Source organism: Streptomyces malaysiensis subsp. samsunensis, from assembly GCF_024519315.1.
GTDB classification, from domain to species: Bacteria; Actinomycetota; Actinomycetes; order Streptomycetales; family Streptomycetaceae; genus Streptomyces; species Streptomyces malaysiensis.
Genome location: NZ_JANIIC010000014.1, coordinates 122,077 through 142,651, shown reverse-complemented (window position 1 = coordinate 142,651; position 20,575 = coordinate 122,077). Strand labels below are relative to the sequence as shown.

Genomic DNA, 20,575 nt, shown 5'->3' with positions numbered 1-20,575 from the left:
CGGCGCACCGTACAGGGGGTGAACGGATGATTGCCGCTGGGCGGCTGTCCGAATGGCGGACGGCTATGTCAATCCATGGGACGAGCGGTAGGGTCCGGGTATGTCTCGCAGCATTCGCCTCGCAGTGATCCCCGGTGACGGTATCGGCCAGGAAGTCGTGGCCCAGGGCCTGAAGGTCCTCTCCGCCGCCCTTCCGCAGGACGTGAAGCTGGAGACCCGGAGTTACGACCTCGGCGCCCGGCGCTGGCACGCCACCGGCGAGACCCTGCCGGACGCGGACCTGGAGTCGCTGAAGAACCACGACGCGATCCTGCTCGGCGCCATCGGCGACCCGTCGGTGCCCTCGGGCGTGCTCGAGCGCGGGCTGCTGCTCAAGCTGCGCTTCGCCTTCGACCACTACGTCAACCTGCGTCCGTCGAAGCTCTTCCCGAACACCCCGACCCCGCTGGCCGGCCGCCCCGACATCGACTTCGTGGTCGTCCGCGAGGGCACCGAGGGCCCGTACACGGGCAACGGCGGCAGCCTGCGGACCGGCACCCCGGCCGAGGTCGCCACCGAGGTCAGCGTCAACACCGCCTACGGTGTCGAGCGCGTGGTCCGGGACGCCTACGAGCGTGCCGACTCCCGGCCGCGCAAGAAGCTGACCCTCGTGCACAAGAACAACGTCCTGGTGCACGCCGGCCACCTGTGGAAGAACATCTTCGACCGGGTCGGCCAGGAGTACCCCGAGGTCACCACGGACTATCTGCATGTCGACGCCGCGACGATCTTCTTCGTCACCCAGCCCGAGCGGTTCGACGTGATCGTCACCGACAACCTCTTCGGTGACATCCTCACCGACCTCGCCGCCGCGGTCACCGGCGGCATCGGACTCGCCGCGAGCGGCAACATCAACCCCTCCGGCGCCTTCCCGTCGATGTTCGAGCCGGTCCACGGCTCCGCGCCGGACATCGCGGGCACCGGCAAGGCCGACCCGACGGCGACCGTCCTGTCGGTGGCCCTGCTGCTCCAGCACCTGGGATACGAGGCCGAGGCGGCCCGTATCGAGACCTCCGTCGCACAGGATCTCGCGGAGCGGACCGGCGACACGCCGCGCACCACCGACGAGATCGGCGACGCGCTCGCCGCCCGAGTATCCGGCTGACCCCAGCCTGTGCCAGCGCGCGGCTGGGTGCGACCATCGACCTGGGCCGCGCGTTTCACAACGTTCCTTCCCCGGCCCCACCCAGGAGATAATCCCCGGTGGGGCCGCTGTGTGAAGAAGAGCTTGGACGTCCTAGTACCGATCCACGGGCAGGATGGTGTGAGCGCGGTCCGCCACAACCGAAGGTGAAGGACTACCTGCCATGACGACGCCCACGATCGAGCTCAAGCCCTCCTCCCACCCCCTCCCGGCCGTTGAGCGGGAGAAGATTCTGGCCAACCCCGGATTCGGCCGCCACTTCACCGATCACATGGTGACCATCAAGTGGACGGAGGGCCGCGGCTGGCACGAGGCCCAGCTCGTGCCGTACGCCCCGCTCTCGCTCGACCCGGCGAACATGACGCTGCACTACGCCCAGACCATCTTCGAGGGGCTCAAGGCGTACCGCCGGCCCGACGGCACCGTGGCCACGTTCCGCCCCGAGCAGAACGCCGAGCGGTTCCAGTCGTCCGCGCGCCGCATGGGCATGCCCGAGCTCCCCGTCCAGACCTTCATCGAGGCGTGTGACGCGCTGGTCACCCAGGACAAGGCATGGGTCCCGGGCCATGGCGAGGAGTCCCTCTACCTGCGGCCCTTCATGTTCGCCACCGAGGTCGGGCTGGGCGTCCGGCCCTCGAACGAATACCTCTTCGTGGTGATCGCCTCCCCGGCCGGGGCCTACTTCCCCGGCGGTGTGCAGCCGGTCTCGGTGTGGCTCTCGGAGGAGTACGTCCGCGCGGCCCCCGGCGGCACCGGCGCGGCCAAGACCGGCGGGAACTACGCGGCCTCCCTGGTGGCCCAGGCCCAGGCCGCCGAGCAGGGCTGTGACCAGGTGGTCTGGCTGGACGCGATCGAGCGCCGCTGGATCGAGGAGATGGGCGGGATGAACCTGTACTTCGTGTACGGGAACCGCATCGTGACCCCCGAGCTGTCCGGTTCGCTGCTGCCCGGGATCACCCGCGCCTCGCTGCTGCGGATCGCCGCCGACCTCGGCTACGAGGTCGGTGAGGGCCGGATCTCCGTCGACGACTGGCGCGAGGGCAACGCCGACGGCACCCTCACCGAGGTCTTCGCCTGCGGTACGGCGGCCGTGATCACCCCGGTCGGCTCGGTCAAGTCCGCCCGTGCGAACTGGACGGTGGCCGACGGGAAGTCGGGCGAGGTGACGATGCGGCTGCGCAAGGCGCTGCTGGACATCCAGACCGGTGTCGCCCCGGACCCGCACGGCTGGATGCACCCCCTGGGCTGATCCGCGGGCGTCACCTCATTGACACCGGCGGTTCGCATCCTGAGACGGATGGGAGCGCGGGGGCGGAATGTGCCACACTGCCTCCGTGCTCTCGTTCGCCATGATTATTGGCAGCAGGCGCGCCGGTCCGCAGTGACCGCCCGTACGACCCGGTACGGGACGGCCACCGTGCCCCAGACCCGCGCGCAGACCTCTCGCACCCGCGAGGGGTCTTTTCGTTTTCCGGACCATCCCACCGGACGCGAAGCGTGAGGGATCATAGGAGGGGCGCGGAACCGGACATTCCGGTAGACCGAGATCCATCCGACAGGAGCCAGACCAACCATGAAGGATCTGCCCGACGACGGTTTCCACGTCTTCGACACCACGCTCCGCGACGGAGCGCAGCGCGAGGGCATCAACCTGACGGTCGCGGACAAGCTGACCATCGCCCGTCACCTGGACGACTTCGGCGTGGGCTTCATCGAGGGCGGCTGGCCCGGCGCCAACCCGCGCGACACGGAGTTCTTCGCCCGGGCCCGCGCCGAGATCGACTTCCGGAACGCCCAGTTGGTGGCGTTCGGCGCAACCCGTAAGGCGGGGGTGCGCGCCGAGGACGACCCCCAGGTCAAGGCGTTGCTGGACTCCGGGGCGCCGGTGATCACCCTGGTGGCGAAGTCCCACGACCGCCATGTGGACCTGGCCCTGCGCACCACGCTCGAGGAGAACCTCGCGATGGTCCGCGAGACCGTCGCCCATCTGCGGTCCCAGGGCCGCCGGGTCTTCCTCGACTGCGAGCACTTCTTCGACGGTTACCGGGCCAACCCCGCCTACGCCAAGCAGGTCGTCGCCACCGCCCATGAGGCGGGCGCCGAGGTGGTGATCCTCTGCGACACCAACGGCGGCATGCTCCCCGGCCAGATCGACGCGGTGGTCCGCACCGTGCTGGCCGACACCGGCGCCCGGCTGGGCATCCACGCCCAGGACGACACCGGCTGCGCGGTCGCCAACACCCTCGCCGCCGTGGACGCGGGCGCCACCCACGTCCAGTGCACGGCCAACGGCTATGGCGAGCGGGTGGGCAATGCCAACCTCTTCCCGGTCGTCGCGGCCCTGGAGCTGAAGTACGGCCGCCGGGTGCTGCCGGAGGGCGCCCTGGAGGAGATGACCCGGATCTCGCACGCGATCGCCGAGGTCGTCAATCTGACGCCGTCCACTCACCAGCCCTATGTGGGTGTTTCCGCCTTCGCCCACAAGGCCGGGCTGCACGCCTCCGCGATCAAGGTCGACCCGGATCTGTACCAGCACATCGACCCCGAGCGGGTCGGCAACACCATGCGGATGCTGGTCTCCGACATGGCCGGCCGGGCGTCGATCGAGCTCAAGGGCAAGGAGCTGGGCTTCGACCTCGGCGGCGACCGGGCACTGGTGGGCCGGATCGTCGAACGGGTCAAGGAGCGGGAGCTCGCGGGCTACACCTACGAGGCCGCCGACGCCTCCTTCGAGCTGCTGCTGCGCCAGGAGGTCGAAGGCCGCCCCCGCCGCTACTTCCGGGTCGAGTCCTGGCGGGCGATCGTCGAGGACCGCCCGGACGGCACCCATGCCAACGAGGCCACCGTGAAGCTGTGGGCCAAGGGCGAGCGGATCGTCGCCACCGCCGAGGGCAACGGCCCGGTCAACGCCCTGGACCGGGCGCTGCGGGTGGGGCTGGAGCGGATCTACCCGCAGCTGGCGACGATGGAGCTGGTGGACTACAAGGTCCGCATCCTGGAAGGCAAACACGGCACCGAGTCCACGACCCGGGTGCTGGTCTCCACCGCGGACGGCCAGGGGGAGTGGTCGACGGTCGGCGTCGGGGGGAACGTGATCGCCGCGTCCTGGCAGGCCCTGGACGACGCCTACGCCTACGGGCTGCTGCGGGCCGGGGTGGATCCCCAGGAGTGACCTCGGCCCCACAGGGCTGATAGCGCTGATGGCGCCGACAGCCCCGATGGCCCCGACGCTCCTGAGGATGCGGTTGGTGCGGTATCGGCGGCGGCCGGAGTAAGGTGCGGGGAGCGGAGCGTCGGCCGACGTGCTCCGTTGCCCGATCCGGCCGCACGGCCGCTCCGGCGGCTGCCGCCCATCCGGGTGGTCGCGCCTGCCCCTCACCCGGTCGCGGCCTGGAGGTTTGTGGGGTGCCGACAGGGCCGATAGTCCTTTGGGACACCAGGTAGTGGGAAAGCCGCTGTCCAGTTCTGTTCCGCCTGCCCACCAAAACGCCCTTGACGTTGTAGGGAATTGACATGCGTTTCCGGGGGCCTGGGAACGTACCGTCATTGCATGACCAATCTCGAAGGTGCGCCTGCTGAGGCGAGTGACGTTCGCGGGCGCGTCGCCGAGCTGCACGCGATTCGCGAGCAGGCTCGGCGTGGCCCGAGCGAGCGGGCGACCGAGGCTCAGAAGGCCAAGGGGAAGCTGACGGCTCGCGAGCGGATCGATCTGCTGCTTGACGAGGGGTCCTTCAACGAGGTGGAGCCGCTGCGGCGGCATCGTGCGACCGGGTTCGGGCTCGAGGCCAAGAAGCCTTACACCGACGGTGTCGTCACCGGCTGGGGGACCGTCCACGGACGGACGGTGTTCGTCTACGCACACGATTTCAGGATCTTCGGCGGGGCGCTGGGGGAGGCCCACGCGACCAAGATCCACAAGATCATGGACATGGCCATCTCGGCCGGGGCGCCGCTGGTGTCCCTCAACGACGGCGCCGGTGCCCGTATCCAGGAGGGCGTCTCGGCGCTCGCCGGATACGGCGGCATCTTCCAGCGGAACACCAAGGCGTCCGGTGTCATCCCCCAGATCAGCGTGATGCTCGGCCCGTGCGCGGGCGGCGCGGCGTACTCCCCGGCGCTGACGGACTTCGTCTTCATGGTCCGGGAGACCTCTCAGATGTTCATCACCGGACCCGATGTGGTCCAGGCGGTGACGGGCGAGAAGGTCAGCCAGAACGGACTGGGCGGCGCGGATGTGCACGCCGAGACCTCGGGCGTGTGCCACTTCGCCTACGACGACGAGGAGAGCTGCCTGGAGGAGGTCCGCTACCTCCTGTCGCTGCTGCCGCAGAACAACCGCGAGAACCCGCCGACCGTCGAGTCCGACGACCCGGCCTCCCGGCGCGGCGACTCGCTGCTCGACCTCGTCCCGGCCGACGGCAACCGGCCGTACGACATGCGCAAGGTCATCGAGGAGATCGTCGACGACGGCGAGTACCTCGAGGTCCACGAGCGCTGGGCGACCAACATCATCTGCGCGCTGACCCGGCTCGACGGCCAGGTGGTCGGCATCATCGCCAACCAGCCGCAGTCGCTGGCCGGGGTGCTGGACATCGAGGCGTCGGAGAAGTCCGCGCGCTTCATCCAGATGTGCGACGCCTTCAACATCCCGCTGGTCACCTTCCTCGACGTGCCCGGCTTCCTGCCCGGTGTGGACCAGGAGCACGGCGGGATCATCCGGCACGGCGCCAAGATGCTGTACGCGTACTGCAACGCCACCGTGCCGCGGATCTCCGTCATCCTGCGCAAGGCGTACGGCGGCGCGTACATCGTGATGGACTCCCAGTCCATCGGCGCCGACCTGACCTACGCCTGGCCCACCAACGAGATCGCGGTGATGGGTGCCGAGGGCGCCGCCAATGTGATCTTCCGCCGTCAGATCGCCGGGGCCGACGACCCCGAGGCCATGCGCGCCCGCATGGTCAAGGAGTACAAGTCCGAGCTGATGCACCCGTACTACGCGGCCGAGCGGGGGCTGGTCGACGATGTGATCGACCCGGCCGAAACCCGTGAGGTCCTGATCCGGTCCCTGGCGATGCTGCGTGACAAGCACGCCGACCTGCCGTCCCGTAAGCACGGCAACCCACCGCAGTAGTCCCTGAGTTCATGACCTCGCGCGAGACGCTCGCGTGACAAGGGAGAAGAGACAACCGTGAGCACACCCAGCGATATCGCCGATCCCGCCGCCGCGGCGACGGCCACCCTGGTCCGGGTCGAGAAGGGCCACGCCGACGCCGAGGAGCTCGCCGCGGTCACCGCGGTGCTGCTCGCCCGCGCGGCCGCCGGCACCCACCGGACGGCCGGCTCCACCCGCCCGAGCCGCAGCGCCGCCCGCTGGCGCCGTCTGGAGCGCCGCCCGGCGTTCAGCGCGCCGCACAGCTGGCAGGGCTGAGCGCCCCCGGCGCCCCGCCGCCCCCGGACGGCCGCACACCGCCCGGTGGCCACGGCCCCGCGCCGAGCGCTTGAGCGCGCCGGACGCCCGCCGAAGTGCGCCGGACGCCCGCCGAAACGCACAAATCCCCTGTTCTCCTGGGAGAGCAGGGGATTTTGGCTTCTGCCGCCGACCTCGGCTACCGCAGCCGGGCCATCAGCGCGTGCTCGACCAGCGTGATCAGCGCGCTCTTGGCCTCGCTGCGGTGGCGGGCGTCGGTGGTGATGATCGGCGCGTCGGGGCCGATCTGGAGTGCCTCGCGGACCTCTTCGGGGTTGTAGGGCTGGTGTCCGTCGAAGCCGTTGAGGGCGATGACGAAGGGCAGTCCGGAGTTCTCGAAGTAGTCGACCGCCGGGAAGCAGTCGGCGAGCCGGCGGGTGTCCACCAGGACGACCGCGCCGATGGCACCACGGACCAGGTCGTCCCACATGAACCAGAAGCGGTCCTGGCCCGGCGTACCGAACAGGTACAGGATCAGGTCCTGGTCCAGCGTGATGCGGCCGAAGTCCATCGCCACCGTGGTGGTGGTCTTGTCCGGTGCGTGGGTGAGATCGTCGATCCCCGCCGAGGCGGAGGTCATCACGGCTTCGGTGCGCAGCGGGTTGATCTCCGAGACCGCGCCGACGAACGTGGTCTTGCCCACGCCGAAGCCGCCCGCCACCACGATTTTCGCGGAGGTGGTGGAGCGGGCTGCACCGCTAGAGCTTGCGAAGTCCACTGAGCACCCTTTCGAGCAGTGTCACGTCAGGCTGACCGCCGGCGGATTCGTCACCGCCGGGCTGATGAATGGCGACGAGCCCCGCCTCGGCCAGGTCGGCTACGAGGATGCGGGCTACGCCGAGCGGAATGGTGAGCAGTGCGGAGATCTCGGCGACCGACTTGATCTCGCGGCACAGTTGGCAGATCCGCTGGTGCTCGGGCAGCTGGCCCTGGAGCTGAGCGGGTTCGGCCGTGGTGTGCACCAGCGCCTCGATGGCGAGCTGGTACCGGGGCCGGGTTCGGCCCCCAGTCATGGCGTACGGGCGCACCAGAGGGTTATGAGTGCTGCCCGCGGGGGAGGAAGTTTCCGGAGCGGGGCGCGCAGGCGGCTGTACGGGCTCGATACGCGGCGCGGGAGGCGCGTCGTACCAAGACCCCTCCGACGGCCCCTGAGGCGCGTAGGAGGGCGTGTACGGCTGTTGCTGGGGCCGCTGCGGCTGCCGCCGCGGGGGCTGCTGCTCCCGCTGTGGCTCCGGCTGCTGTGGGGAGCGGGCCTGGCGGCTGGGTGCGGAGGGGAAGTTGAAGCGCTTCACTGGACCCTCTCCGCGCGGCTCGGACGGCTGCCCGTGGGCGTACGGATATCCGCTAGGGGGCGTTGCCACGTGTCCTCCTCCAACTCGCCTGTCTTGCCGGTCGCGCCACCGCACCCTATGGCGCGGTGGCGCGAAACGCACTCCATGTTTGCTAGTTGAGAAGACTGCCCTGCAATTCCGCGCGGAGATCCGGGGTGAGGACGTTGCCCGCGCGATCGACCAGCAGGGCCATCTCGTAGCCGACGAGGCCGATGTCGCACTCGGGGTGGGCGAGTACGGCGAGGGAGGATCCGTCGGAGATGGACATGATGAAGAGGAAGCCTCGTTCCATTTCGACGACGGTCTGGTTGACCACGCCGCCTTCGAAGATGCGGGAGGCTCCGGAGGTGAGCGAGGTCAGGCCGGAGGCCACCGCCGCCAGTTGATCGGCTCGGTCACGGGGGAAGCCTTCGGACATCGCCAGAAGGAGTCCGTCGGCGGAGACCACCACCGTGTGGGACACCCCGGGGGTGTTGTCCACGAAGTTCGTGATCAACCAGTTCAGGTTCTGCGCCGCCTGGCTCATCGGGCTCACACTAACGCTCCTGATCGTAGGTGCTGCCGGGGCCGAAGCCCTGTTGGTCATGCTGGTCACGCCCGGGGGTCCCGGATCCCATGCTGCGCCCCCGCTGGACGCCGCGGCGCAGGTTGCTCAACCTGCCGCGGATGTCCTCCGGGGCACGGGAGACGTGGGGGCCGCCCTGTCCGGCCGACTCCGCGGAGCCCTCGACCAGATTGGCCTTGGGCACCCGCCGGGGCAGGCCGGACGATGTGATCCCGCCGGCCTTCGGCTCGCGCAGCTGCTCGGCACGGTGCCAGCGCTGGTCGTTCTCCGACTGCCACGGGGCACCGTCCTCCTGCTGCTGGGGGACCTGCCGGGGCCGCTCCGGCGCCATATGCGCCGCCGGGTCCCCGACCATCCCCTGAGTCCCTGTCTCCTCGGACGGCCGCCACTGCTTGTCCCGACGCGGAAGTCCGGCGTCGGTCATCGAGTGGATTCCGCTCGGGGAAGGGCCCGGACGGTGGAACTCTACGCGGTCCCGAGAAACTTCGGGAGCGCCGGGTCCTGATTCCGCTTCGGTCCCGAACTGCGACGCGTAGGGCATCTCGAAAGATCCGGAATCGCCCCACTCTCCCTGCTGGGCGGGTGAGTTGTAGCCGATGTACGGCTGCTGTTCGGATTCCGTTTGAGCTGTGTAATCCGCTTCCGGTTGTGAAAAGGCGGAATTCTGGTACGAGGACTGTGCCAGCGGATCGGCGGCTGCCTGGTCATGCCGCGGCTCCTGTTCGGGCGCGGTGGACCCCATTCCGCTGTACTGGCCCAGGAACTGGTTCTGCCCCTGGTCCCGTTCGTAGGCGGAGTCGTCGAAGCCCAGCTCGGCGGCGGTGCGCGAGGACAGCTCGGTCACGTCCCCGAAAGGCGGGGCGGGCCGCGGCTCGGGGACCAGGCGGGAGACCGTGAAGTCGTCCTGGGGCAGTTCCTCGCCGCCACCGCCGTGGGTGATCGCCTCGGGCAGCATCACCAGCGATGTGGTGCCCGCCTGCTCCCCGGAGGGGCGCAGCTGGACCCGGATGCCGTGCCGGTCGGCGAGGCGGCCGACCACGAAGAGCCCCATGCGCTGGGAGACCGAGGCGTCCACCGTCGGCGGATTGGCCAGCTTGTGGTTGATGTCGGCGAAGTCCTCGGCGGTCAGGCCGATGCCCTTGTCGTGGATCTCCACCACCACCCGGCCGTCGGGCAGCCGGGTCGAGGTGACCCGCACCTTGGTGTGCGGGGAGGAGAAGGTGGTGGCGTTCTCCAGCAGCTCGGCCAGGAGGTGCACCAGGTCGGTGACCGCGGTGCCGTGGATCTCGCTCTCGGAGATGCCCGCCAGCTCGATGCGCTCGTAGGACTCCACCTCGGAGGAGGCGGCGCGCAGCACATCGATCAGCGGCACCGGCTGGTTCCAGCGCCGGCCGGGCTCCTCGCCCGCGAGAATCAGGAGGTTCTCGCCGTTGCGCCGCATACGGGTGGCCAGGTGGTCCAGCCGGAAGAGGTGCTCCAGCTGGTCCGGATCGGCTTCCCGGTTCTCCAGTTCCGAGATCAGGGTCAGCTGCCGCTCGATCAGACCCTGGTTGCGACTGGAAAGGTTGGTGAAGATCGCGTTGACGCCGCCGCGGAGCATCGCCTGCTCGGCCGCGAGCCGGATCGCCTCGCGGTGCACCTGGTCGAAGGCGCGGGCCACCTCGCCGATCTCGTCCCGGGTGTTGATCGGTATCGAGCTGACCCGGGTGTCCACCCGTCCGGGGTCGGTGCGGGAGAGCTGGTCGACCACCGCCGGCAGCCGCTTGTCGGCGACCTCGAAGGCGGCGTTGCGCAGTTGCCGCATCGAATGGCTCATCGAGCGGGCCATCCGGCCGGCCACGAAGAAGGCGGCGAGGAGTGCCAGCACCACGATCGCGCCGTTCACGATCGCATCGCGCCGGGCGTCCGAGGAGATCTGCGCCGCCTCGTTCACGGCCCGGTTCACCAGGGTCTGCTCGACGTCCCGGTAGGCGTTGAACTTGACCGTGGAGGCGCTGAACCAGGCATCCGGGGTGACCCCCCGGGCGGCCAGCGCGGAGGGGCTCGCACCGCTGCCCATGGCCTTGATCATCTGGTCCATGCCGGGCGGCGGCACGAACTTCTTGCCGCCCGCCTCGGCTTTCCGCTTCGCCTCGGCTATTTGCTTCTGCGCATCCTTCCCGGACGCGGTGAGGGTGTCCTCGAGCCGGGTCACGTCCTGCGGTGTGCCGGCGGCCTCGAACTCCCCGACGGCGATGCCCTCGAGGTAGACGTACGAGGTGAAGGCGGTGAGCTGGATCTTGCGGTCGGTCGCCGACGGACCGGGCTTGACCAGCAGATGAGTGCCGATGGAGCGCTGTAGCGACTCCGCACCCTTGGCCAGGGATACCGCGTAGACGGTACGGCCGTAAGACGTGATATTGCCGGTGCCCAGGCCCAGCTCATTGGCGAACTCGGTCAGCCCGTGCTCGACGGTGACATAGCCCTCTTCGGTCTTCACACCGTTCAGGCGGTCGGTGTAGGCGTTGCGGCGCAGGGCGGCCAGCTGAGGTTCGGCGGCTCGGAACGCTTCGAGGCGGCGTTTCAAGGTCGGCGTCTGCGGCATATCGGCGACGGCCTTGTCGAAGTCCTTCTTCGCCGCGTCGCTGGTGGCCCGCGCCTTGGTCACCATGTCCTCGTTGGTGCCGCTGAGCAGTGGGCCGGCGCTCAGATCGCGCTCGTTGACCAGGGCGTGGGCGTAGGTGGTGGCGGCCCGGACGACCCGGGCGGTGCGCTCGGCGTCCCGTGCCTCGTTCCAGGTCGAGACGGAGGAGGCGACCTGGAAGCCACCGAAGACCAGGGCGACGAGCACGGGGATGAGCAGGATCGCGTACAGCCGGCCGCGCACCCGCCAGTTCCGAGGGGAGATGCGGCCACCACTGGGTACGGGTGGCTCCGCTGCCTCGGCGGACGACGCCGCGGCACCTGAACGCGGCGGCGGGGTGAAGTTCCCTCGCGTCTCTTGCGCGGGGTCCGGCTTGCTTCGCCTCACTCGACCAACAACCTCTCGGCGTCGGCACCTGATTCGTGCCGTTCCCAGCTGAGCTCCTGACTGCCCAGTTCAGCGAATTCCAGCACGCAACGCCGGTGCTTTCCAAACAGTGCGCAAAACGCTCAGTGCGTTGTCTGGACCAGAGATAAAAGGGGCGTTACGGATGAGATATGTCGAATACCGAACTATTTGAGTGCGCAGCGGAGTGAAGCGATCGCGCTCTGTATCGGGGGCCGAGTCATATCTCTGTCGAAACGTTATGAATGACGAGCGGGCCGTGTCGTTCGACACAGCCCGCTCTCCGTCGGGTTTCCGACAACCTCCGGACGGCGACCGCTACTTGAGCCGGGCCATCAGAGCGTGCTCGACCAACGTGATGAGCGCGCTCTTGGCCTCGCCGCGGTGGCGCGCGTCGGTGGTGATGATGGGGGTGTCCGGGCCGATCTGGAGTGCCTCGCGGACTTCTTCGGGGGCGTAGGGCTGGTGTCCCTCGAAGCCGTTGAGGGCGATGACGAAGGGCAGCCCGGAGTTCTCGAAGTAGTCAACGGCGGGGAAGCAGTCGGCGAGCCGGCGGGTGTCCACCAGCACCACGGCGCCGATCGCACCGCGCACCAGGTCGTCCCACATGAACCAGAAGCGGTCCTGGCCCGGCGTACCGAACAGGTACAGGATCAGATCGTCGTCGAGCGTGATGCGGCCGAAGTCCATCGCCACGGTCGTCGTGGTCTTGTCCTGGACGTGGCTCAGATCGTCGATCCCCGCCGAGGCCGAGGTCATCACGGCTTCGGTGCGCAGCGGGTTGATCTCCGAGACCGCGCCGACGAACGTGGTCTTGCCCACGCCGAAGCCACCCGCCACCACGATCTTCGCCGAGGTGGTCGCGCGTGCGGGAGGAGCGCCGCTAGAGCTTGCGAAGTCCACTGAGCACCCTTTCGAGCAGTGTCACATCCGGGGTACCGCCCGCTTCCGAACCGCCCCCGGGCTGGTGGATCGCCACCATGCCGGCCTCCGCCAGGTCCGCCACCAGGATCCGTGCCACACCCAGGGGGATGTTCAGCAGCGCCGAGACCTCGGCGACCGACTTGACCTCCTGGCACAGGTGGCAGATCCGCTGGTGCTCGGGGAGCAGCCCCTGGAGGTGCACGGGGTCGGCCGTGGTGCTGACCAGCGCCTCGATGGCGAGCTGGTAGCGCGGCCGGGTCCGGCCACCGGTCATGGCATACGGGCGCACCAATGGCTGGTCGCCTTCACCCCCGTACGGCGATTGGTGATGGCCGCCGTACGGGCCGGGCGAGGCGGGGGGCGGGGTCATGGATCCTCCGGTCGGACAACAAGGTGACGGTCGTGCCGTCGGTCGGTGCCGGTAGGGGTCCACCCGGCCGTGGGGCCGGGTGGACGGGCGTCGGATGGTCGATGGATCAGTTCAGCAGGCTGCCCTGTAGTTCCGCACGCAGGTCGGGGGTGAGGACGTTGCCCGCGCGATCGACCAGCAGGGCCATCTCGTAGCCGACGAGGCCGATGTCGCACTCGGGGTGGGCGAGTACGGCGAGGGAGGATCCGTCGGAGATGGACATGATGAAGAGGAAGCCTCGTTCCATTTCGACGACGGTCTGGTTGACCACGCCGCCTTCGAAGATGCGGGAGGCTCCGGAGGTGAGCGAGGTCAGGCCGGAGGCCACCGCCGCCAGTTGATCGGCTCGGTCACGGGGGAAGCCTTCGGACATCGCCAGAAGGAGTCCGTCGGCGGAGACCACCACCGTGTGGGACACCCCGGGGGTGTTGTCCACGAAGTTCGTGATCAACCAGTTCAGATTCTGCGCCGCCTGGCTCATCGGGCTCAACTAACGCTCCTGCTGGTAAGTCGGGCCAATGCCGCGATCATGGTTGTCGCCGAGTCCGGTTCCGGCCCGGCGACCCTGCTGGATCCCACGGCGGAGGTTGGTCAGCCTGCCGCGTACATCATCGGGCGCGCGAGACACCTGCGGCCCAGTCCGGTCGGGTTGCTGCGGCTGGTGCGCGGCGCCCTCCACGAGGTTTGCGCGGGGCACCCGCCGTGGCAACCCGGATGACGTGATACCGCCGGCCGCGGGTTCGCGGACCTGCTCGGCGCGCCGCCAGCGCTCGTCGTTGTGGGGCGACGTACGCCAGTGGGAACCCGTCCGGCCGCCCCGACCGGCACCGCCCGCACCCGACCCCTCGAAGTCCCCCGGGCCCTGGGGCGCCGGCTGCGGCTCGCGGTGCGAGGGGGGCGGTACGGCCGAGGCGGGCCGGCCGGGGGTGGGCTCGGGCGCGGACGGGAACGACCGGCCCCCGCCCTGGGAACCCGCTGCGCCCGGGTCCACGACCTGGTTGTGATGCCAGGTCGACTCGATGTTGTCGAAGATCGGCGTACGGCCGTCGCCGGGGCCGGCGGCCGGTATCGGGTCGTTCGCGCGCCCGCCGGGCCCGTTCCGGGGGCTCTGGGGCAGCGCGTACTCGCCGGTGCCGCTCATGTCCGGGCGCGGGAATTCGCCGGTGTCGCCGGGGCCCCGGTTGTAGTCGGGGCGCGGGAATTCGCCGGTGTCGCCCGGGTCCCGGTTGTAGTCGGGCCGGGGGAACTCTCCGGTGTCGCCGGGCCCGCGGTTGTAGTCGGGGCGCGGGAATTCGCCGGTGTCACCTGGGCCGCGGTTGTAGTCGGGCCGGGGGAACTCTCCGGTGTCGCCCGGCCCACGGTTGTAGTCGGGGCGGGGGAACTCGCCCGTGTCACCGGGGCCGCGGCCGCCGCGCGGGGCGGCGTCCTCGAACCGGGGCTGGGCGTACTCACCGGTGTCACCCGGGCCCTGGCCGAGATCCGGACGGGCGAACTCTCCGGTGTCGCCGGGCCCGCGGCCGTAGTCCGGGCGGCTGAACTGGCCGGTGTCGGACAGCCCCTGGCCGCCCTGCGGTCCGCCGGGCGCGCGGCGCGGCTCGAACATGCTGGGACCGTCGCCCAGCTGCGGCAGCTCACCGGTGTCGCCGGGGCCGCGGTTGCCGAACGGATCGCGCCGGTTCGTGGGGCCGCCGAGCTCCGGACGGGCGAACTGGCCCGTGGATTCGTACTCCTCGTGCCCGCGCGGGGTGTCGCCCGCGTCGCGCGGAGTGCCCGGCCAGTCGTCCTCGCCGGACGCGGCGCGGGCGCCCCAGCTGGTGCCGGGCTGGGCGGGGGCCGGAAGTTCGGGCGCGGGGCCGCGCGTGGGCAGCTGCGGGCGGCCGCCCTGGTCGCCCCCGTCGGCGCGGGCCGGGGCGCCGGTCGGCGGGGCGACGGTCGGGCTCTCGCCGCGCGTCGGGAGCGGGGGACGGCCGGAGGCGGCGCCGCCGCCCTGACCGCCGGGGCCCGAGGGGGCGTTGCCCCGGGGGCCCGGAGGCCGTCCGCCCTCGAAGAAGTTGGTGCCGCCGGCCGGGGCGCCGCCCGAGGGACCGGCGCCGGCGCCGACCGGCCGGGTCGGCAGTCCGCTGCCGCCGTTGCCCGGCAGCGCGGCGCGCGAACCGGAGCCCGGGACCTGGCGCCGCGAGGGCGCCGAGCCGAGCAGCCCGGCTCCGCCGCCCTGACCGCCGCCGTTGCCACCGGCGCCCGGTCCGCCCTGGCCCGCCTTGCCACCGGCGGCCTGCGGCGCCGGCTTCCGGCCGCCCTGGGCGACATCGACGGGCAGCATGACCAGCGCCGTCGTACCGCCCGAGTCGGACGGCCGGAGCTGGATGCGGATGCCGTGGCGCAGCGACAGCCGGCCGACCACGAACAGACCCATGCGCCGGGACACCGACACATCGACCGTGGGCGGGGAGGCCAGCCGCTCGTTGATCGCCGCCAGGTCCTCGGGCGAGAGCCCGATACCGGTGTCGTGGATCTCGACCAGCACCCGCCCGTCGGGCAGTGCGTGACCGGTGACCTTGACCTTGGTCTGCGGCGAGGAGAAGGAGGTCGCGTTCTCCAGCAACTCGGCGAGCAGGTGCACCAGGTCGTTGACGACCCGGCCGGCGACCTCGGTCGCCGGGACCGAGCTGAGCTCGATGCGCTCGTACTGCTCCACCTCGGAGGCCGCGGCACGGAGCACGTCCACCAGCGGCACCGGCCGGGTCCACCGGCGGCCGGGCTCCTCGCCCGCGAGGACCAGGAGGTTCTCGCCGTTACGGCGCATACGGGTGGCGAGGTGGTCCAGCTTGAAGAGCGAGGAGAGCTGGTCCGGGTCGGCCTCGCGGCTCTCCAGCTCGGAGATGAGCGAGAGCTGGCGCTGGATGAGGCCCTGGCTGCGGCGCGAGAGGTTGGTGAACATCGCGTTGACGTTGCCCCGCAGCAGCGCCTGTTCGGCGGCGAGCCGGACCGCCTCGCGGTGCACGTCGTCGAAGGCCGTGGCCACCTTTCCGATCTCGTCCCGGCTGTGCACACCGACGGACTCGACGGAGGTGTCCACGTCCTGCGGGTCGGACTCGGAGAGGTGCTTGACCAGTTCGGGCAGCCGCTTCTGGGAGACCTCCTGCGCGGTGTCCTGGAGGCGGCGCAGCGAGCGGACCATGGAGCGGGCGACGACGAAGGCGCCGACCAGGGAGACGCCGAGGACCAACAGGATCAGCGCACCGTTGATGATCGCGTCCTGCTGGGCGGAGTCGCGGAGCTCACGAGCCTTCTGCTGCATCTCGCTGAGCAGCGTCTGCTCGATCTTGCCCATCTCTTCGATCTTGATACTGTCCTGGTCGTACCAGTCCAGATCGGTGCGCTTCTCCGCCTTGAGCCCCTCCGGGTCGCGCACCGCGCGGTCGGCGTACATGGTCGCCGCCTTGATGTCGGGGCGGCTGTCCAGCGGTTCCAGCAGATCCTCGGAGTTGCCCTGGCGGATCTGCTTGAAGCGGCCGAGCGCCTCGTTCTCCTTGTCCACCGCGGTCCTGGCGAAGCGGCGGTCGTTGGCGGAGAAGTCGGCGCCCCTGGGGTCGGCGAGCGCGGCGCTGATGAGCGCGCGCTGGATGGAGGCGTACTCCTTGGCGGAGGAGAAGGTGGCGAGCGCGCGGGTGTTGTTGATCATCGCGCGGTTGCTGGTGGCCTGCGCCATGTCCTGGGAGAGCGACAGCAGCGAGTTGATCAGCTCGTTGTAGTTCTGGACCGTCAACGAGTAGTACTGGCTGTTGTCGTAGGCCGTGTCACGGACTTCGTTGATCTTGCCGAGCTGGCGGTCGATGTTGACGAGCGTGGACTGCACGCCCGCCAGCGACTGGTCACCGGGGTCGATCTGATGGGTGGCCTCGCGGAAGGCCGAGATCGCGCGGTTGGTGTCCTCGCGCGTGGAGACGACCCGGTCGTCCTTGTCGTTGCCCTTGCCGGCCAGCGGGCCCGCCGACTTGTCGCGCTCCTCCTGGAGGGCGCTGGCCAGTTGGGTGGCCTGCTGCGTCATCTCGGTGAGCAGCTTCATCTGGTCCAGCTGCTTGATGTTGTCGAGCGAGCCCTCGATGCGCAGCGCCCCCAGGGTGGTCGCGGCGACCACCGGGAGCGCGAGCAGGGAGACCAGTCGGGTGCTGATGCGCCAGTTGCGCAGGGCCATGCGGCTGCCGGGACCGGTGGGGCCGGCGGGGGTCTTCGGCTTGGCCGGCTGCTCCGGGGCGTCTCCGCCGCCGGAGGCGCCGGCGTTGCCGCCGCTGGGCACACTGATCCGGGTAGCACTCTGCGCACCGGCCTCGGGGGTCTGATCGGCCGGCGTCCTGCCGTTGCTGCCCTGGGCGCGCTGGGGCGAGGAGCCGCGGTCGGTCCCGCCGCGCGGCTCCGGGTCCGCCGCAGCATCCCCTCGGCCCTGGCGGGCCTGCGGAGCCCCCATACCATCCCTCTTGAAACGTCCCTGCACTAGCGTCGCAACCTCTGGACCAGGCGCTCCACCGGCGGACGGCGGAGCGGTGTCGAGTCGTGGGGGACCGCGATCCCCCCTGGCGGTCGTGAGTGACCGGCGCGCTTCCTTTCGTGTCGACAAGGGGAGCACCCCGCCGCTCGGCGCCCCTAGTGCTGCGCCCCCGTGCGCGCCGGTTGATTCCCGCGGCGGTCCCGGGAATTCCAGCACAGTGCCGGATGCTGCAACAAGGGCAATGGATAAGGCTGTGATGCGCGTGACGCTCAGTGCGGACTTTATTACGGGACGTAGAAAGCAATGTCGGCGATAACGGACTTTCTGGTGCGAATCGCGGGCCGGAATCCAGTGTCCGGCTAGCGATGATCAAGAGCGGAACGTCAGGTTCGGGTATGCGATGTCCGTTAAGGGTGATTGGGCAACTGTCTTCTATGTTCCTTTTGCCTGATCATTCGTGAGCAATATCACATGCTGGTGGCGACTTTTCCTGCGAATCCATGGGCAAGGCCGCCTCTAGCCTGACGCTTTACAGAGCCGGTACGAACGACAAGAACGAGGCGTAGACCACGTGAAGACGACGATGATGTTCCGCTCCATAGCCAACCCGCGGCGCACCACCCTCGCCCATCTCAAGGACGTCCAAGAGCTCAAGGACGCCCAGGACGTCAAGGACGCCGACGAGCCGTCGGCCGCGCCCGAGGAGCAGCCGGAGCACCGCGTCGATCTGCCCAACCGGACCGCGAACCCCAAGCGCACCGTGCTGACCGAGACCCCGGGCCGCTGACCCCCGGGGCCACGGTGGACGCCACCACCGGCAGCGGGCGGGACGACGGCGCGCGGGACGCGGAGCGATAGCCTGGAGCGTCAGTCTCCAGCGAGTTCAGTCAGGAGCCAAGGCTTCCCGTGCGCATCGCCAGATTCTCCATCGACGGCAACGTCGCCTTCGGCGTGGTGGAGGGCGAGCCGTCCGATCAGGACGGCCCCGTCATCGACATCATCAAGGGCCATCCCTTCGCCGAATTCGAGCGCTCGGGCCAGAAGGTCCCCCTGAGCAAGGTCCGGCTCCTGCCGCCCGTCCTGCCGAACAAGGTCGTCGGAATCGGGCGCAACTACGCCGAGCACGCGGCGGAGCTGGGCAACGAGGTCCCCGACGTCCCGGTCGTCTTCTTCAAGCCGTCCACCTCCGTGGTCGGCCCCGGCGACCCCGTCGCGTACCCCTCCTTCTCCTCCGAGGTGCACCACGAGGCCGAGCTGGCCGTGGTCATCGGACGGATGTGCCGCGAGGTGCCGCGCGAGCGCGTCAAGGACGTCATCCTCGGCTACACCTGCGGCAACGACATCACGGCCCGCGACGCCCAGCGGCGCGAGAAGCAGTGGGCACGGGCCAAGGGCTTCGACACCTCCTGTCCGCTGGGCCCCTGGGTGGAGACCGATATCGACCTGACGCGCGCCGGTGATCTCGGCATCATGTGCACCGTCAACGGTGAGCAGCGTCAGCTCGGCCGTACGAGCGAGATGGTGCGCCCGATCGAGGACCTGATCGTGCACATCACCGAGGCGATGACGCTGCTCCCCGGCGACGTCGTGCTCACCGGCACTCCGGCGGGCGTCGGCCCGCTCTCCGTCGGCGACGAGGTCGCCGTCACCATCGAAGGCATCGGCACTCTCACCAACAAGGTGATCAAGCGTGGCTAGCGCACCCTCCTCCGCCCCCGTGCGGGTTCGTTTCTGTCCCTCGCCGACCGGCAACCCCCATGTCGGCCTGGTCCGCACGGCCCTGTTCAACTGGGCCTTCGCCCGCCACCAGGGCGGCACCATGGTGTTCCGCATCGAGGACACCGACGCCGCGCGCGACTCCGAGGAGTCCTATACGCAGCTGCTGGACGCGATGCGTTGGCTGGGCTTCGACTGGGACGAGGGCCCCGAGGTCGGCGGCCCGCACGCGCCCTACCGCCAGTCGCAGCGGATGGACATCTACCGCGAGGTCGCGGACAAGCTGCTGGAGGCGGGCCGCGCCTACCGCTGCTACTGCACCGCCGAGGAGCTGGAGGAGCGCCGGGAGGCGGCCCGCAAGGCCGGCCGCCCCTCCGGCTACGACGGCACCTGCCGCACCCTGACCGCCGAGCGGATCGCGGCGTACGAGGCCGAGGGGCGCGCCTCGATCGTGCGCTTCCGGATGCCGGACGAGCCGATCGTCTTCACCGATCTGGTGCGCGGCGAGCTGACCTTCGCCGCCGAGAACGTCTCGGACTACGGCATCGTGCGGGCCAACGGCGCCCCCCTCTACACGCTCGTCAACCCCGTGGACGACGCGCTGATGGAGATCACGCACGTACTGCGCGGCGAGGACCTGCTCTCCTCCACCCCGCGCCAGATCGCGCTCTACGGGGCGCTCGCCGACATCGGCGTGGGCTCCGGCGCGGTGCCCGCCTTCGGTCACCTCCCGTACGTCATGGGCGAGGGCAACAAGAAGCTCTCCAAGCGCGATCCGCAGTCCTCGCTGAACCTCTACCGGGAGCGCGGCTTCCTCCCCGAGGGGCTGCTCAACTACCTCTCGCTGCTGGGCTGGTCGCTCTCCTCGGACCGGGACGTCTTCTCGATGGAGGAGATGGTCGAGGCGTTCGAGATCTCGGCGGTGAACGCCAACCCGGCGCGCTTCGACCTCAAGAAGGCCGAGGCGATCAACGCGGACCACATCCGGCTGCTGGATGTGAAGGCGTTCATCGAGGCGTGCGACCCCTGGCTGAGGGCCCCGCACGCGCCATGGGCCCCGGACGCCTTCGACGCGGCCGCCTTCGAGGCGCTGGCGCCGCTGGCCCAGACCCGGCTGACGGTCCTGTCCGACATCACCGCCAACGTCGACTTCCTCTTCCTCGACGAGCCGGTGGCGGACGAGGCGTCCTGGACCAAGGCGATGAAGCCGGGCGCCGACGCGCTCCTGGCCTCGGTCCGTACCCGGCTCGCCGAGGCGGACTGGGACGCCGAGACCCTGAAGGCCGCGGTCCTCGCGGCCGGCGAGGAGCACGGCCTCAAGCTGGGCAAGGCCCAGGCGCCGCTGCGCGTCGCGGTCACCGGCCGCACGGTCGGGCTGCCGCTGTTCGAGTCCCTGGAGGTCCTGGGCCGCGAGCGCACACTGGCCCGTGTCGACGCGGCGCTGGCGAGGCTGGCGGGATAGG

General features: G+C 70.1%; 16 protein-coding genes. 8 read left to right on the top strand and 8 right to left on the bottom strand.

What is annotated here, in order from left to right:
* The first annotated feature begins 100 nt into the window (after positions 1-100).
* From NQU54_RS14870 to NQU54_RS14850, 5 genes are all read left to right on the top strand, one after another.
* Complete coding sequence (locus tag NQU54_RS14870) at positions 101-1,144, top strand: 3-isopropylmalate dehydrogenase (protein WP_257631462.1); 1,044 nt, start codon at positions 101-103, stop codon at positions 1,142-1,144.
* A 202-nt stretch (positions 1,145-1,346) separates the two neighbouring features.
* Positions 1,347-2,432 carry a branched-chain amino acid aminotransferase gene (locus tag NQU54_RS14865; RefSeq protein WP_257631461.1) on the top strand — a complete coding sequence of 362 codons (1,086 nt, stop codon included), beginning with the start codon at positions 1,347-1,349 and terminating at the stop codon, positions 2,430-2,432.
* A 324-nt stretch (positions 2,433-2,756) separates the two neighbouring features.
* Complete coding sequence (gene cimA, locus NQU54_RS14860; RefSeq protein WP_257631460.1) at positions 2,757-4,355, top strand: citramalate synthase; 1,599 nt, start codon at positions 2,757-2,759, stop codon at positions 4,353-4,355.
* Positions 4,356-4,733: 378 nt separating this feature from the next.
* Entirely contained in the window at positions 4,734-6,317 is a 1,584-nt protein-coding gene (locus NQU54_RS14855; RefSeq protein ID WP_069866523.1) for an acyl-CoA carboxylase subunit beta, read from the top strand.
* Positions 6,318-6,374: 57 nt separating this feature from the next.
* Complete coding sequence (locus NQU54_RS14850) at positions 6,375-6,614, top strand: acyl-CoA carboxylase subunit epsilon (RefSeq protein WP_079153120.1); 240 nt, start codon at positions 6,375-6,377, stop codon at positions 6,612-6,614.
* Positions 6,615-6,792: 178 nt separating this feature from the next.
* Here the strand turns inward: NQU54_RS14850 and NQU54_RS14845 are convergent, their stop codons facing one another.
* The 8 genes from NQU54_RS14845 to NQU54_RS14810 form a co-directional block, all read right to left on the bottom strand.
* The gene (locus NQU54_RS14845) at positions 6,793-7,371 is read right to left on the bottom strand and encodes a GTP-binding protein (RefSeq protein WP_075200410.1); all 579 of its coding nucleotides are present in this window, start codon (positions 7,369-7,371) and stop codon (positions 6,793-6,795) included.
* A complete protein-coding gene (locus NQU54_RS14840; protein WP_079153119.1) occupies positions 7,352-8,014 on the bottom strand; it encodes a DUF742 domain-containing protein in 663 nt (220 codons plus the stop codon). The genes NQU54_RS14845 and NQU54_RS14840 overlap by 20 nt, the downstream gene beginning before the upstream one ends.
* Before the next feature lie 82 nt (positions 8,015-8,096).
* The gene (locus tag NQU54_RS14835; RefSeq protein WP_020868201.1) at positions 8,097-8,510 is read right to left on the bottom strand and encodes a roadblock/LC7 domain-containing protein; all 414 of its coding nucleotides are present in this window, start codon (positions 8,508-8,510) and stop codon (positions 8,097-8,099) included.
* A 10-nt stretch (positions 8,511-8,520) separates the two neighbouring features.
* Complete coding sequence (locus NQU54_RS14830) at positions 8,521-11,559, bottom strand: sensor histidine kinase (protein WP_257631459.1); 3,039 nt, start codon at positions 11,557-11,559, stop codon at positions 8,521-8,523.
* Between the two features lie 336 nt (positions 11,560-11,895).
* On the bottom strand, positions 11,896-12,480 hold the full coding sequence (locus NQU54_RS14825) for a GTP-binding protein (RefSeq protein WP_257631458.1): 585 nt from the start codon (positions 12,478-12,480) through the stop codon (positions 11,896-11,898).
* Positions 12,461-12,871 carry a DUF742 domain-containing protein gene (locus NQU54_RS14820; RefSeq protein WP_014055140.1) on the bottom strand — a complete coding sequence of 137 codons (411 nt, stop codon included), beginning with the start codon at positions 12,869-12,871 and terminating at the stop codon, positions 12,461-12,463. Before NQU54_RS14820 ends, NQU54_RS14825 begins: the two co-directional genes overlap by 20 nt.
* A gap of 106 nt (positions 12,872-12,977) precedes the next feature.
* Positions 12,978-13,391, bottom strand: a complete 414-nt coding sequence (locus NQU54_RS14815; protein ID WP_020868201.1) for a roadblock/LC7 domain-containing protein — start codon at positions 13,389-13,391, stop codon at positions 12,978-12,980.
* Between the two features lie 9 nt (positions 13,392-13,400).
* Complete coding sequence (locus NQU54_RS14810) at positions 13,401-17,375, bottom strand: sensor histidine kinase (protein WP_257631457.1); 3,975 nt, start codon at positions 17,373-17,375, stop codon at positions 13,401-13,403.
* A gap of 592 nt (positions 17,376-17,967) precedes the next feature.
* Between NQU54_RS14810 and NQU54_RS14805 the strand changes: the two genes are divergently transcribed.
* The 3 genes from NQU54_RS14805 (at position 17,968) to gltX (ending at position 20,574) form a co-directional block, all read left to right on the top strand.
* The gene (locus NQU54_RS14805) at positions 17,968-18,183 is read left to right on the top strand and encodes a hypothetical protein (RefSeq protein ID WP_102937196.1); all 216 of its coding nucleotides are present in this window, start codon (positions 17,968-17,970) and stop codon (positions 18,181-18,183) included.
* 119 nt (positions 18,184-18,302) lie between these two features.
* The gene (locus NQU54_RS14800) at positions 18,303-19,094 is read left to right on the top strand and encodes a fumarylacetoacetate hydrolase family protein (RefSeq protein ID WP_257631456.1); all 792 of its coding nucleotides are present in this window, start codon (positions 18,303-18,305) and stop codon (positions 19,092-19,094) included.
* On the top strand, positions 19,087-20,574 hold the full coding sequence (gene gltX, locus NQU54_RS14795) for a glutamate--tRNA ligase (RefSeq protein ID WP_257631455.1): 1,488 nt from the start codon (positions 19,087-19,089) through the stop codon (positions 20,572-20,574). Before NQU54_RS14800 ends, gltX begins: the two co-directional genes overlap by 8 nt.
* The last annotated feature ends 1 nt before the right edge of the window (position 20,575 follow it).